Origin of the sequence: Oceanobacillus luteolus (assembly GCF_042678205.1) — a bacterium.
In the GTDB taxonomy this organism is placed as follows: domain Bacteria; phylum Bacillota; class Bacilli; order Bacillales; family Amphibacillaceae; genus Oceanobacillus; species Oceanobacillus luteolus.
On record NZ_JBHUDE010000002.1, the window covers coordinates 17,523 to 30,724 of the forward strand.

12 protein-coding genes, 18 tRNA genes, 1 rRNA gene, 1 pseudogene and 4 riboswitches are annotated in these 13,202 nt (G+C 39.4%); of the genes and pseudogenes, 6 read left to right on the forward strand and 26 right to left on the reverse strand.

What is annotated here, in order from left to right; all coding sequences use genetic code 11:
• Positions 1-10: 10 nt before the first annotated feature.
• Positions 11-116: riboswitch (SAM riboswitch) on the reverse strand.
• Positions 117-293: 177 nt separating this feature from the next.
• Entirely contained in the window at positions 294-647 is a 354-nt protein-coding gene (locus ACFSBH_RS00210; RefSeq protein ID WP_251515843.1) for a magnetosome magnetite crystal formation protein family, read from the forward strand.
• Positions 637-1,368 (forward strand): MerR family transcriptional regulator, encoded by a 732-nt coding sequence (locus tag ACFSBH_RS00215; protein WP_379595477.1) that lies wholly within the window; start codon positions 637-639, stop codon positions 1,366-1,368. Before ACFSBH_RS00210 ends, ACFSBH_RS00215 begins: the two co-directional genes overlap by 11 nt.
• Positions 1,369-1,452: 84 nt before the next feature.
• On the opposite strand, the gene ACFSBH_RS00220 is transcribed toward ACFSBH_RS00215, so the two are convergent.
• A complete protein-coding gene (locus ACFSBH_RS00220; protein WP_251515847.1) occupies positions 1,453-1,653 on the reverse strand; it encodes a hypothetical protein in 201 nt (66 codons plus the stop codon).
• Between the two features lie 174 nt (positions 1,654-1,827).
• Between ACFSBH_RS00220 and ACFSBH_RS00225 the strand changes: the two genes are divergently transcribed.
• Positions 1,828-2,295 (forward strand): DinB family protein, encoded by a 468-nt coding sequence (locus ACFSBH_RS00225; RefSeq protein ID WP_379595480.1) that lies wholly within the window; start codon positions 1,828-1,830, stop codon positions 2,293-2,295.
• 242 nt (positions 2,296-2,537) lie between these two features.
• Here ACFSBH_RS00225 and ACFSBH_RS00230 read toward each other — a convergent pair whose 3' ends face one another.
• From ACFSBH_RS00230 to ACFSBH_RS00250, 5 genes are all read right to left on the reverse strand, one after another.
• Positions 2,538-3,338, reverse strand: a complete 801-nt coding sequence (locus tag ACFSBH_RS00230) for a MetQ/NlpA family ABC transporter substrate-binding protein (RefSeq protein ID WP_379595482.1) — start codon at positions 3,336-3,338, stop codon at positions 2,538-2,540.
• Between the two features lie 14 nt (positions 3,339-3,352).
• Positions 3,353-4,018, reverse strand: coding sequence for a methionine ABC transporter permease (locus ACFSBH_RS00235; protein WP_379595484.1), 666 nt, complete (start codon positions 4,016-4,018; stop codon positions 3,353-3,355).
• On the reverse strand, positions 4,008-4,214 hold the full coding sequence (locus tag ACFSBH_RS00240; protein WP_379595486.1) for a hypothetical protein: 207 nt from the start codon (positions 4,212-4,214) through the stop codon (positions 4,008-4,010). The genes ACFSBH_RS00235 and ACFSBH_RS00240 overlap by 11 nt, the downstream gene beginning before the upstream one ends.
• Positions 4,215-4,267: 53 nt before the next feature.
• On the reverse strand, positions 4,268-4,675 hold the full coding sequence (locus tag ACFSBH_RS00245; RefSeq protein WP_379595488.1) for an ATP-binding cassette domain-containing protein: 408 nt from the start codon (positions 4,673-4,675) through the stop codon (positions 4,268-4,270).
• A 631-nt stretch (positions 4,676-5,306) separates the two neighbouring features.
• Positions 5,307-5,410: riboswitch (SAM riboswitch) on the reverse strand.
• Between the two features lie 169 nt (positions 5,411-5,579).
• Positions 5,580-5,993, reverse strand: coding sequence for a hypothetical protein (locus tag ACFSBH_RS00250; protein WP_465264462.1), 414 nt, complete (start codon positions 5,991-5,993; stop codon positions 5,580-5,582).
• A 341-nt stretch (positions 5,994-6,334) separates the two neighbouring features.
• A riboswitch (SAM riboswitch) is annotated at positions 6,335-6,436 on the forward strand.
• Positions 6,437-6,582: 146 nt separating this feature from the next.
• Between ACFSBH_RS00250 and ACFSBH_RS00255 the strand changes: the two genes are divergently transcribed.
• From ACFSBH_RS00255 to metC, 3 genes and pseudogenes are all read left to right on the forward strand, one after another.
• Positions 6,583-7,689, forward strand: coding sequence for a 5-methyltetrahydropteroyltriglutamate--homocysteine S-methyltransferase (locus ACFSBH_RS00255; protein ID WP_379595490.1), 1,107 nt, complete (start codon positions 6,583-6,585; stop codon positions 7,687-7,689).
• Positions 7,690-7,720: 31 nt separating this feature from the next.
• A riboswitch (SAM riboswitch) is annotated at positions 7,721-7,825 on the forward strand.
• A 74-nt stretch (positions 7,826-7,899) separates the two neighbouring features.
• Entirely contained in the window at positions 7,900-9,021 is a 1,122-nt protein-coding gene (locus tag ACFSBH_RS00260) for a methionine biosynthesis PLP-dependent protein (RefSeq protein ID WP_379595492.1), read from the forward strand.
• Positions 9,018-10,193: pseudogene (metC, locus tag ACFSBH_RS00265) on the forward strand (cystathionine beta-lyase). Before ACFSBH_RS00260 ends, metC begins: the two are co-directional and overlap by 4 nt.
• Positions 10,194-10,357: 164 nt before the next feature.
• Here metC and ACFSBH_RS00270 read toward each other — a convergent pair.
• The 20 genes from ACFSBH_RS00270 to rrf form a co-directional block, all read right to left on the reverse strand.
• Positions 10,358-10,906 (reverse strand): hypothetical protein, encoded by a 549-nt coding sequence (locus tag ACFSBH_RS00270; RefSeq protein WP_251515861.1) that lies wholly within the window; start codon positions 10,904-10,906, stop codon positions 10,358-10,360.
• A gap of 211 nt (positions 10,907-11,117) precedes the next feature.
• A tRNA-Ala gene (locus ACFSBH_RS00275) sits at positions 11,118-11,190 on the reverse strand.
• 19 nt (positions 11,191-11,209) lie between these two features.
• Positions 11,210-11,284 (reverse strand) — tRNA-Asn (locus ACFSBH_RS00280).
• A gap of 12 nt (positions 11,285-11,296) precedes the next feature.
• Positions 11,297-11,370, reverse strand: a tRNA-Arg gene (locus ACFSBH_RS00285).
• A gap of 55 nt (positions 11,371-11,425) precedes the next feature.
• Positions 11,426-11,499 (reverse strand) — tRNA-Ile (locus tag ACFSBH_RS00290).
• 10 nt (positions 11,500-11,509) lie between these two features.
• Positions 11,510-11,583: transfer RNA gene (locus ACFSBH_RS00295), tRNA-Gly, on the reverse strand.
• A gap of 7 nt (positions 11,584-11,590) precedes the next feature.
• A tRNA-Ser gene (locus ACFSBH_RS00300) sits at positions 11,591-11,683 on the reverse strand.
• A gap of 17 nt (positions 11,684-11,700) precedes the next feature.
• Positions 11,701-11,774, reverse strand: a tRNA-Ile gene (locus tag ACFSBH_RS00305).
• Between the two features lie 8 nt (positions 11,775-11,782).
• Positions 11,783-11,858: transfer RNA gene (locus ACFSBH_RS00310), tRNA-His, on the reverse strand.
• Between the two features lie 32 nt (positions 11,859-11,890).
• Positions 11,891-11,967, reverse strand: a tRNA-Arg gene (locus tag ACFSBH_RS00315).
• A gap of 5 nt (positions 11,968-11,972) precedes the next feature.
• Positions 11,973-12,061, reverse strand: a tRNA-Leu gene (locus ACFSBH_RS00320).
• Between the two features lie 27 nt (positions 12,062-12,088).
• Positions 12,089-12,170: transfer RNA gene (locus ACFSBH_RS00325), tRNA-Leu, on the reverse strand.
• Positions 12,171-12,182: 12 nt separating this feature from the next.
• Positions 12,183-12,258, reverse strand: a tRNA-Lys gene (locus ACFSBH_RS00330).
• 176 nt (positions 12,259-12,434) lie between these two features.
• A tRNA-Thr gene (locus ACFSBH_RS00335) sits at positions 12,435-12,510 on the reverse strand.
• A gap of 15 nt (positions 12,511-12,525) precedes the next feature.
• Positions 12,526-12,610: transfer RNA gene (locus tag ACFSBH_RS00340), tRNA-Tyr, on the reverse strand.
• 18 nt (positions 12,611-12,628) lie between these two features.
• Positions 12,629-12,701, reverse strand: a tRNA-Phe gene (locus ACFSBH_RS00345).
• Between the two features lie 32 nt (positions 12,702-12,733).
• Positions 12,734-12,810 (reverse strand) — tRNA-Asp (locus tag ACFSBH_RS00350).
• Positions 12,811-12,864: 54 nt separating this feature from the next.
• Positions 12,865-12,941: transfer RNA gene (locus ACFSBH_RS00355), tRNA-Met, on the reverse strand.
• A gap of 71 nt (positions 12,942-13,012) precedes the next feature.
• A tRNA-Glu gene (locus tag ACFSBH_RS00360) sits at positions 13,013-13,087 on the reverse strand.
• Between the two features lie 12 nt (positions 13,088-13,099).
• Positions 13,100-13,202: ribosomal RNA gene (gene rrf / locus ACFSBH_RS00365) — 5S ribosomal RNA — on the reverse strand; the annotation flags it as partial.

A 13,202-nucleotide genomic window follows, 5' to 3' on the forward strand; every position in this document is an offset into this window, starting at 1 on the left:
GTTATCTCCATCCTCATCGTTCAAGCATACGCTTGCTGGCATTAGCACCTTATTACCTTCGTAATGGTTGCTGCGGGATCCTCGGACCAGGTTCCTCCCCCGACTCTTGATAAGAGAAATCATTCTATTCACTTGTTTGGTAAGAATTAACAATATCATACTGAACAAATATAAGTCTGTCAACAGCAAATTTTCAGACAAGATAATGTATGTTAATAAAATTTTCCCCTTGAAGCTCTACCTACGTCACCTTTTATACTTAAATTTAAGAATAGATAAGAAAGGTGATTAAAATGAATAATCCATCAAAAAAGGAAATACTTGCAGTCCAATTCATGCTTGTCGTCTCGCTGATTCTTGGGTTCATCCCCCCTCTCATCATGTTTATAATGACGAGGAAGAAAAATGGTTATCACGCTGAATCAAGTCGGAAAGCACTGAACTTCCATTTGACGATATTTCCATTATTTATCATGAGCAGTATGCTTCCTTCATGGGTGAAATACGCTATATTAGCTGTAGAGACCATCATCATCCTGTATGCTATTATTCGAATAGCTCTTCATAAGCCTTATCAATATCCAGCTATTCCTTACATTAAAAACAAAGATAGGAATATAGAAACGAGGTATACGCATGTCAGATAATACGTTGACAATCGGACAATTGGCAAGACGAACGGGCGTTACCGTACGGACACTTAGATATTACGATAAAATAGACTTACTGAAACCAACAGACTACAAAGAAGGAGGACATCGATTATACAGCCAAAAGGACCTCTTACGTTTACAGCAAATCCAATCCCTGAAATTCATCGGCTTTTCATTGAAAGAAATAGTCGATGTATTAGATTCACATGATATAGAAGGACAACAGCTAATCGATTCCATTACATTTAAGAAAAGAGAACTTATGGCAGAACTAGAAAAAATCCAACAAACCATCGACCAATTAGACCATATGCAAACCATCATTTCAGGCTATGGAAAAATTGACGTGACATTATTTTGCTTTATGATTCATTCCATTCTTTTTGAAGAGGAAAATCTACATGAACAAAGCAAAGTCAAAGACTCCATCCACAATTTTAGAAGTACAGAACGAGCACAATTAGACAAAGAATACTTCTCATTGTTTATGGACTTGAAAAAACTTGTAGCGAACGGAGTAAATCCTAAGTCGGATGAAGCACTCGCATTCATCAAACAGTTGGCAGCTCTCTCCGATAAAACATTGTCTATGTTAGGGGCGGAACAAATACACTTAGCAAATCAACTTGATGAACCTAATATACTCCATCCATTCACAGAAGAGGAAAGAGCATTCCTTGAAAGGGCTTATGCTGATATGTCAAAGGATGTTTAAAGATAATTTTCTTTTAAAATAAAAACCTGGTAATCCAAATAAGATTCTGGATTACCAGTTTTTTACTGAAGCCCAAGCCGTTGCTTAAAGCTTATAATTCTTTCGTGGTTTGTTGTTGTCCTTCTCCACCTTGTTTCCCATATCTTCACGGGAAACAGTCGCAGCTGCGTTTCCAAATGGGTCCAGAGCTTGAGCTATCGTATCTTCTGGAACAACCCCCATTCCTGATCCTACTGTGTTTTCCTTATGTTGATGTTTACGTCTATTTTTATTTGTATCTGCCACATGTATCACTCCCTCCATAGTATTGGGAATTTCCCTTCGTTTATTTTGCCCAATTGGAGAGGTTTTACATGGATAAATTTGATTTCTTTTATTATGCTATATTACTTGTCGCAATCCATTTATAATTGGGATAGTTAGAACAGAAATATCATTTTATTTTTGGAGGGAAATTGAATGTTAGATATGTTCTTATATAATTGGCAGATAAGAGAAGATTGGTTTGATTTTTGCAAGAATATTTCCGAGGAAAATCTAACAAAAAAACGGGTTGGTGGATTTGGAAGTTTCCTACACAATTTATTTCATGTTATTGATTGTGAACAAATCTGGATCAATCAATTGAAAGGAACGCAAGTATTAGTTAAGGATTTTAATTCCATTTCAAATCTGGAAGAGGTTATCGAGTTTTCTAATACTACCAAATCCCAAACCTTAAACTATCTACAATCTTATAATAGTGATATTGAAAAAAGAGTTCTGGAAGTGAAAAGTAAGAACGGTAAAACATATCATTTTCCTTATGAAAAAGTACTCCAACATATCATTACACATGAGGTTCACCATATTGGACAATTATCAGTATGGGCAAGAGAAATTGGCAAAAAACCCATCTCATCCGATCTTTTATTTAGGCAAATCTAATAGGAGCAAACCTCTTCTTAGATATTTAAGTAGGGGTTTTTATTTATTATACTGACCTGCACGGTTCTCTGTATTATAAAAAAAGGCGATTAATTTAAGTACATTTCTGCACATTCTCGTCTTTTCTTATAACCTTCAATTCTTAGTAGCCCTTTAATCAAATAGGAAAAGCCGCCATAATGGCAGCCTTTTCTCAAAGAAATGCCTCCTTTTAATTTCTCTAGAATCTTCAATCCTCTGCTTCATGGCCAAATGATTTCATTTGGGAATTCTTCCATCAGTAATTTTTGTGTTTCCGTCGACTCAAATTCTTCAGCTATTCTTTTAATAATCTCGTTATCTTTATTATCTTCTCTGGCAGCCAAGACCATGGTAAATTCATCAAGAGGTCCTCCAGTAATGAGAGCATCTTCTTGAGTTACCCCCGCTCGCGGGGCTAAAGTTCCTGCAATATAAGTTAAATCCGAGTCTTCCAACGTTTGTGGTAACATGTTGTAATCTACTTCTACAATCTTAAAATCCTTTTTATTTTCGATAATATCTGCTTGCGAACCATTAAACCCAACTCCTTCTTTCAGTTTAATCAGTCCAGCGTCATGTAAAATTTGTAATGAGCGGCCATTATTTACAGGATCACTTGGAACCGTAATCGTGGCCCCATCAGGAATCTCTTCAAGACTTTTGTGTTTTGTTGAAAAATATCCTAGTGCAAAATTAAATGTCTCAGCTATAGGAACTAGATTCCAACCATTTGTTTCGTTAGCATTTTTTAAAAACTGTTTATGTTGGAAAAAGTTTAGATCGATTTCTTTATTAGCTAATGCTTGATTAAACATATTCCAATCACTCATATATACAAACTCTAAATCAATTCCTTCTTCCTTTAAATTTGCTTGAATGTGTTTTAGCAACGAGCTGTACACATCAGAGTCGAGTATAGCAATTTCCACAGTTCCATCATCACTCGAACCACTCGCTGAACTTCCACATGCAGCTAATACGATACTCAATAAAATGAATACAGGTAATATAATTTTTTTCATCATATCCTCCATATTTATATTCTTTTATCTAATTTTTTCACGACAAGATTTCCTACAGACTGTACAATTTGTACAATGACAATAATAATTAATATGGTAATCATCATGATTTCAGTTTCATACCGGTTATAGCCGTAACGGATGGCAAAATCTCCAATACCTCCGCCTCCAACAATTCCTACAATGGTTGAATAGGAAATGAAGCTGACTGTGACAATCGTAATGTTATTTGCAATCCCTGCCCTTGCCTCCGAATAGAGCACCTTCCATACTAATTGAAATCGATTGGCTCCCATTGACTCAGCCGCTTCAATTACTCCTCGATTCACCTCAAGGAAAGTGGATTCAATTAATCTAGCAAAATACGGAATACAGCTGATTGTCATTGGTACAATAGCAGCCGTCGTACCAATGGCCGTCCCGACAAATAATCGAGTAAAAGGGATAATCGCAATGGTCAAAAGTAAAAATGGCACAGAGCGAAAAATATTAACAAACGCATTTAGAATTAAATTAAATGCTGGCAATTTTAATAATGATCCCTCACGCGTCAAATACAATAAAGTACCAACAAGCGTACCAAGTATGACACCTAAAATAACCGAAACGGTCACCATATAAAATGTTTGCCATAATGCCAATTTCATTTCTGGCAATACGGGTATAATCTTATCCCACATAGACATCACCTTTCTGGATGGATTCTTTGGATTCATTGAAAAGGATTTTTGAAATAACTGATTTCGGTTTAATATCTTTGTTTTCTTCTAAATTGAAAGTCTCAACGACTTTTCCCTGCTCCATAACCGCAACTTTGTTACATATTTTATTAACAACATTCATCTCATGAGTGACAATGACAATCGTAATTCCCAATGCTTCGTTTATTGTTTTTAAATAATCTAGTATTGTTTCCTTTGTCTGAGGGTCTACTGCTGATGTGGCTCATCGCATAACAGAACTTTAGGTTGCGTGGTGATTGCTCTTGCAATGGCAACCCGTTGTTTTTGTCCCCCGCTAAGAGTTGCTGGATAAGCATTTACTTTGTCAAGTAAATCCACTGTCTTCAAGCATTCCAATGCTCTCTCTTTCCTTTCCGTTCTACTTGCACCTGCTAACTCTAAAGGAAAAGAAACGTTATCAAGTACCGTTCGATTCGTTAATAAATTAAAATGTTGAAAAATCATTCCAATTGTTTTTCGTTTTTGCAATAGTTTCTTGCGGGACATGGAAAGCATATTTTCACCATCGACAATGATTTCACCTGAATCAGGTTGTTCCAACAAGTTAATCATGCGTAGTAAAGTTGATTTTCCCGCACCACTAAAACCAATCACGCCATAAATATCGCCTTCATTAATATCTAAACTAACTGACGATACAGCATTGAACTCTCCATCAGGCGTCTGAAATTTCTTATCTACGTTCCTTATGTTGATTATTTATCAGATACCTCCAAATATTTTTATTCCCAATAGCCAAAAATAAAAGTAGTCTAATAAACAACAAAAGAGACTCCTTTTCCAAGTTTCACTTTGAGATGAAAACTTGAAATAGTGTGTCTCTGGTCGTCCAGTCACACATTAATTCTATCATTCATCAAAACTTCTACTTCAAGCGCAATTAAAAGTATGACGTTGGCTCTTGATTACTCGCCAATATAACACTAAACTCTTCTTTTCTATCCTGTCTGTACAGGATCATTTCTTATCGAAAGACAGAAAAGCTTTTTTAAATACGATTGACCACGCTTTGATGAATCATAAAATCTCCCCCTTTCAAAGAAAGCTTTCCCCATTAATATGGTTAACGGGCTGCCTTTAGTTGTCTAATCAGCATGCAACAAATATGAAATTGGTACATAAAAGTAATGCATTAAAACAGTTGCTATTTTATTCTTGAGTAACACGTTAAAAAACCTCTTCTTAAAAATAAGAAGAGGTTTAGAACTTTTAGCGTCCAATTCTCTTCTTATCTCGCAAGCATCAATTGCTTGCAGGAATTAGCACAGTACCTAACAGGCCTGTTGCCGGGCTTCAAAGGGCCATTCCCTCCACCTCTCCGGATAAGAATATTATTTATTTAATAAGCATTCATAAACACTTTACAAATATTTTACTTAAATGTCAAGTTTTTCCAAAAACGATAACGTTTCAAATTAATTTGACAATATAAATCTCCAAAAACAGTAAAACCAATCCAAGATTTTAACGATTATCCATTAGTTGAAAATTAATCTACTTATTTATTACTTGGTTTTGTCACCTCTTTAGTAATATTTACCTCCCAAGAAATAATTGTTGTACTATCCCGAACATTATTTTTTTTAATTGTTTGTAATAATGTATTTATACCATCCTCAATTTGATGATTTGTCATTACATTATAAATCTCTTCAGGGTTAGAGAAGGGTTCATTAGGACATTCAACGAAACCATCAGTTGTTAATAATACACGATTTATTCCTTTTCTCAGTTCCCTTATTCCTCTGCTATAGCAAGGTACCATTTGATCAAATGTGTTTGCTTGCCCAATCCATTCATAAAATTGTCTTTGATTAACTTGATATTGACCAAGATTTGCAAGCTCTGGATGAAATAGGTATAAAATGCAATCGCCTACTGAGAACCACCATAGATATTTATCTTTTCTCAATACAATTAAACAAGCTGTTTCGCCAATAACTTTTCGACATTTAGAGAGAAACTGTTCTTCTTGGAATAAATTTAGGATTACTCCTTCCTATTTTTATAAAACTTTATTATCCGTAAGAGCTAATAGTTCTTGTATTTTTGTTTTATACATCGAGAATTGCTGTATGACTATCTCAGCACTTTCTACAGTACTATGGGCATCTTTGTCTATGTATTTACGCTATGCTACTAATAATTCTTCTAACTTCTAAAATAATCACGAAAAAAATCATTAAAAACGTGCTTGACTTTTTATAAGTTCCATTGTAGTGTGTTTATTAACAATTAACTAAATAAACTTTTTTCTTATCCAGAGAGGTGGAGGGACTGGCCCTTTGAAGCCTCGGCAACGGACTTTTTTTAGCACCGTGCCAATTCCAGAAGCGTAATGCTTGAAGATAAGAAGAGCAAATGACATGACAGTGGTCTAACCCTCTTCTTATTAAGAAGGGGGTTTTATTATTGCGTACATAACAGACTTAAATCCATAAACAAGATGTCGTATCGATAAAGGAACAGCAAATAAAAACATATGGAAAGTGGGAGATGACATGTCTATTACATTAACAAAAGCACCGTTTCGAGGAGATCAGGTTGGAAATTTATTACGTCCTAATAGCATTCATGTTGCGAGAAAAGAATTCCAAGAAGGGAAAATTACGGCGGAACAATTACGGGAAGTTGAAACGACAGAGATTAAGCGAATTGTTGATAAACAAATTGAAGTTGGATTAGAAGCAGTAACGGATGGTGAGTTTAGACGTAGGTTCTGGCATACGGATTTCCTTGAGCATTTGAATGGAATTGATGGGTATGTGCCAGAAGTGGGTTACATTTTCCATGGTAACGAGGAAACCGAAAAGTATAACGTCCGCAATACGGGGAAAGTTTCCTTCAGTCCTGACCACCCATTCATCAAAGATTTTATAGAATTCAAGGAAATAGTTGCTGACCGTGCGGTTGCCAAACAAACAATCCCTAGCCCGAATCAACTGTTCAACGAAGGGATCATCAATGAGGAAATCTATCCTGACATTGAAGACTATGCAAAGGATGTCATCCAAGCCTATCGCGATGCATTGAAAGCCTTCTATGATGCTGGGGCTCGTTATATCCAATTTGATGACGTATATTTTGCCGGACTTACTTCACCAGATATCCCGTTTAATGACGGAAAATATTCAAGAGAATATCTCATTGATCTTGCACTCCGCGTTGTGAATGGTGTGTTGGAAGGAAAACCGGAAGATTTAATCGTAACGACACATTTATGTCGTGGAAACTACCGCTCAAACTGGGCATTTGAAGGGAGCTATGAACTTGTTGCACCAACCCTTTTCGCCAAGGAGAAAGTCGATGGATTTTTCCTGGAATTTGATGATGAGCGTTCTGGCGGCTTCGAACCTTTAAAGTATATTCCAAAAGGGGGACCTCGGGTGGTGCTTGGTGTCTTTACTTCAAAGCATGGAGAACTTGAAGATAAAGAAACCATCAAAGCACGAATCCAGGAAGCAACAAAATATGTACCATTGGACCAAATCTGCCTGAGCACCCAATGCGGCTTTGCTTCCACTCATCATGGAAATAAATTGACGGAAGAAGAACAATGGAGAAAGCTGAAGTCCATTGTGGATCTGTCGAAAGAAATTTGGGGATAACGTTTTCCCTCTCCTAAAATAAAATATTTAATTCTTATCCAGAGAGACGGAGGGATTGGCCCAGTGAAGTCTCAGCAACCGGTCTGAATTAGGCCAAGGTGCTAATTCCAATAGGTATCTACCTAGAAGATAAGAAGAAGCTTCGTTTATATGGACCTTCTTCTTATAGAAGGTCTTTTTTGCTCCATTCACAGAAAGGAGTTTGATAACATGACGGAGAACCGTATCGAGACACTACTGGTTCAGTTAGGAAACCGTTCTGACAAAACTACAGGTACAATCAATCCGCCCATTTATTTATCGACAGCCTATCGCCATAATGGTCTTGGTCAATCTACAGGATATGATTACACTCGGACAAAGAATCCGACACGAACGATTTTAGAAGATGGCATTGCAAAATTAGAGGCTGGTGATCAAGGGTATGCCTGTAGTTCAGGGATGGCTGCCATCCAATTGGTCCTCTCCCTTTTTCGAACAGGCGATGAGATAATTGTTCCAGAAGATATTTACGGTGGGACTTACCGGTTGCTGAAATATTATACAGACACCTATGATATTAAAACAATCTACTCCACATTTAGCGGAGTTGCTGAAACAGAAAAACTGATCACCGACAAAACGAAAGCATTATTCATTGAAACTCCAACGAATCCTTTAATGCAGCAAATTGATATCGGAGCATATGCAACACTAGCTAAAAAATATAACCTCTTGCTGATTGTAGACAATACATTTTTAACTCCTTATTTGCAAAAACCGATTGAACAAGGAGCTGATATTGTCATTCATAGTGCAACAAAATATGTCGGTGGGCACAATGATGTTCTCGCTGGATTGGTCGTCGCTAAAGGAGAGGAAATTTGTGAACAGCTTGCAACAAACCATAATGCCTCCGGTGCTGTCCTATCCCCTTTTGACTCTTGGCTATTAATTAGAGGATTAAAAACGCTTGCTCTACGAATGGAACGCCATGAGGAAAATGCAAAGAAGATCTTTGAGTATTTAAAAACTGAACCTGCTGTAATGGATGTACTATATCCCGGAATTGGCGGTATGGTTTCATTCCGGCTGAAAGAAAGCAAATGGGTTACCCCGTTCTTGGCAAACTTGCGATTAATTTCGTTTGCTGAAAGTCTTGGAGGAGTCGAAAGTTTTATTACGTATCCAGCTACCCAGACCCACGCGGACATACCAGTTGAAGAACGGATACGGCGAGGCGTTGACGATCGTCTATTACGTTTTTCTGTTGGTATTGAAGATGCAGAAGACCTGATTGCAGACTTGAAACAAGTATTTGCATTTGTAAAAAAGGAGGAGGTTGAAGTATGATCCATAATCAACTAGAAACCAAATTCATCCATGCATCAAGAAGTGGCAATGTCGAACAGAAAACTGGTGCTGTGAATGTTCCGATATATCTTTCCTCCACCTTCCACCAAGAAAGCTTTGATGAGTTTGGTCCGTTTGATTATAGCAGATCAGGCAACCCTACAAGGCAAGTGTTAGAGGAAACGATTGCTGCGCTTGAAGGTGGTACGAGAGGATTCGCGTTTTCCTCTGGCATTGCTGCGATATCTTCTGTATTTATGTTGCTATCGGCTGGTGACCATGTGGTGATTTCCAGGGATGTGTACGGTGGAACCTATCGTTTTGTAACAGAGGTGTTGACCCGTTATAAAATTGAACACACATTTGTCGATATGACGGAACTGGATGAAGTGGCTTGTGCTATCCAGCCCAACACAAAAGTCATCTACATGGAAACTCCATCCAATCCCTGTTTAAACATCACCGATATCCGAGGAGTAGTTAAAATTGCCAAGGCTCATCAATGTTTAACGTTTCTAGATAATACATTCATGTCGCCACTCTATCAAAATCCGCTAAACTTGGGAGTGGATATCGTGCTTCATAGTGCAACGAAATTCCTCTCCGGGCATAGTGATATTATTGCCGGTCTAGCCGTGACAAAAGATGAACAACTTGGTGAAAAACTATACTTTATCCAAAATTCCTTTGGCTCCATTTTAGGTGCGCAAGATTCTTATCAGTTAATCCAAGGAATCAAAACTTTGGGTGCCCGCCTTAACCAATCTAGCCAATAGGCACAAAAACTTGCAGCATTTTTAAACGCGCATTCATTCATTAAACAAGTGTACTATCCTGGATTATCCTCCCACCCAGGATCCGAGATTCATAAACGCCAAGCAACTGGTGCCGGAGCAGTCCTTTCCTTTGAACTAGCAGAGGACGTAGATCCCAAAACATTTGTAGAGAATATAAGACTGCCTGTTTTTGCTGTCAGTCTTGGTGCAGTCGAGACGATTCTATCGTATCCAGCTACGATGTCACACGCTGCCATGCCAAAGAATGAACGGGAAAGCCGAGGCATCACCGATGGGTTATTCCGTCTTTCTGTCGGTCTGGAACATATCGATGATTTGATTGCAGATTTAGATCAAGCATTACAAATTGCTTACCGGGAAAAAATTGCGAATTAAACTAATGGACTATATAGAACGTAAATAAAACCGTCATCTACTTTTACAGTAAATGGCGGTTTCTGCCGATGTGGAGTTTTGTACATGGAAGATGATTTTAATCAACTAAACCAGATTTGATTGCTTATAAAATGATTTTCTCTTTCACCTTGAAGCACATCCTACTATTCAATTAATATTTGAATATCATCTTTGTTCTGTTCAACCAGATTGTCCAATAATTCATTGGCATGGTGAACATATTCTTCTATACCATACTCATCATCTTCTAAATCCCCTAATACTTCTGATGTATAAGCATTGACATAGGCAGCCATTTCAATAGATGTCTCAGTGTACTTCTTATAATATTCCCTCGGGTCCATTCCAAGCTCTTTCGCTTGTGCCTCAGCAAATGTATGAATGGATTGTTCCTCCGCATTATTAATTTCTCCCTCAGGATATTCAGCAAACGATCCCTCAGCCTCTTCTATATACTCTGAAACGTCTATATTCATCTTTTTTACTTCTTGTTCTGCTAGTTTAGCTTTAACTAGTTCATCAACCATCTCTGCTATTACATTATCTGTATATAAAATACGCAAATCACCAACAGCAATTTCTTCTCCTCTAACAATTGCTGCAATATCATCATCCTTATAAGATGCTGAGTCCACACAACCACTAAGGATGGGCAAAATTAGAAGCATCAAGCAACCGATCCATTTATACATTGTACACCTCCACAATTCACGAATTCGAAATTTGATAGTATGTAATTACTTGGATGCTATACAATACCATAGATAACTTGCTTTTAAAAAAATCACAATCTACTACGCTTGTCCTAATACTTCATTATATGAACGATGGATTTGTTCATTCATAGAAACAAAAAAAAGGATTACCATCAGCAATATGCTAATAGTAATCCTTTTATTAAGATGGAGCCTAGCGGGATCGAACCGCTGACCTCCTGCGTGCAAGGCAGGCGCTCTCCCAGCTGAGCTAAGGCCCCGTAATATAATGTTTAAAAGTGGCTCCACAGGTAGGATTCGAACCTACGACCGATCGGTTAACAGCCGATTGCTCTACCACTGAGCTACTGTGGAATAATTTCACTACGCGCCCTAGAGGATTCGAACCTCTGACCCACAGCTTAGAAGGCTGTTGCTCTATCCTGCTGAGCTAAGGGCGCACTATATTCATAAGAATCAAATGTATTCCCAACCTCAGAAATGAGGTTTTTAGAATGGGCCTGAGTGGACTCGAACCACCGACCTCACGCTTATCAGGCGTGCGCTCTAACCAGCTGAGCTACAGGCCCATATTTATAATGGAGCGGGTGAAGGGAATCGAACCCTCATCATCAGCTTGGAAGGCTGAGGTTTTACCACTAAACTACACCCGCATCTATATGGAGGAGGTAGAGGGATTCGAACCCCCGCGCGGTTTGACCCGCCTGTCGGTTTTCAAGACCGATCCCTTCAGCCGGACTTGGGTATACCTCCGTATAAAGATCTTCAGATGGACCCTGCAGGACTCGAACCTGCGACCGATCGGTTATGAGCCGATAGCTCTAACCAACTGAGCTAAGGGTCCGTATTAAATGGGGCGACCGGTGGGAGTTGAACCCACGAATGCCGGAGCCACAATCCGGTGCGTTAACCACTTCGCCACGACCGCCATATGGCTATTACCCATCTACACGTATGTAATGGCGCGCCCGAGAGGAGTCGAACCCCTAACCTTTTGATCCGTAGTCAAACGCTCTATCCAATTGAGCTACGGGCGCAATTTTGGTGCCGAGGACCGGAATCGAACCGGTACGGTAGTCACCTACCGCAGGATTTTAAGTCCTGTGCGTCTGCCAGTTCCGCCACCCCGGCCGAGGAATAGAGCGCTATATATATAAATGCGGGTGAAGGGACTTGAACCCCCACGTCCGAAGACACTAGATCCTAAGTCTAGCGCGTCTGCCAATTCCGCCACACCCGCGAATTGTTAAAATGGTGAGCCATACAGGATTCGAACCTGTGACCCTCTGATTAAAAGTCAGATGCTCTACCAACTGAGCTAATGGCTCGTAAATGAGATTTGATACTGGTTAGTTTTCTTGAGCTAACTGTTTGAAAGCTCGTCGTGTTGCAAGATAATTCGGTGAAGCTTACACTCCTCGCAGGCCGCTGCAGGGAAGCAAATTCAAAGATGCTATTCCGCGGCGTGCTCTACCAACTGAGCTAATGGCTCTCTAAGAGAAAGTGGTGCCGGCCAGAGGACTTGAACCCCCAACCTACTGATTACAAGTCAGTTGCTCTACCAATTGAGCTAGGCCGGCATGATTAAGTTCAAATGGTGGAGGGGGGCAGATTCGAACTGCCGAACCCTGAGGGAGCGGATTTACAGTCCGCCGCGTTTAGCCACTTCGCTACCCCTCCAGCAAACAATCAAAAGAGTGGCTCGGGACGGAATCGAACCGCCGACACACGGATTTTCAGTCCGTTGCTCTACCGACTGAGCTACCGAGCCATTTCGGTTAATTTCTTATATGAAAAAAATAATGGCGGTCCGGACGGGACTCGAACCCGCGACCTCCTGCGTGACAGGCAGGCATTCTAACCAACTGAACTACCGGACCAATTTGGTTGCACTTTCATAGTACTACTGATTATCAACTGTCGTTGATATTATTTGGTTGCGGGGGCAGGATTTGAACCTGCGACCTCTGGGTTATGAGCCCAACGAGCTGCCAGACTGCTCCACCCCGCGATAATTGGGAATATGCACTTTAGATCGTACATAATATAAAAATGAAATAAATGGTGGAGGATGCAGGNTGTTGGTGACCCGTACGGGATTCGAACCCGTGTTACCGCCGTGAAAGGGCGGTGTCTTAACCGCTTGACCAACGGGCCAATTTATATAATGCCTGGCAACGTCCTACTCTTGCAGAGACAAAGTCTCAACTACCATCGGCGCTGGAAAGCTTAACTGCTGTGTTCGGTATGGGAACAGGTGTGACCTTTCCGC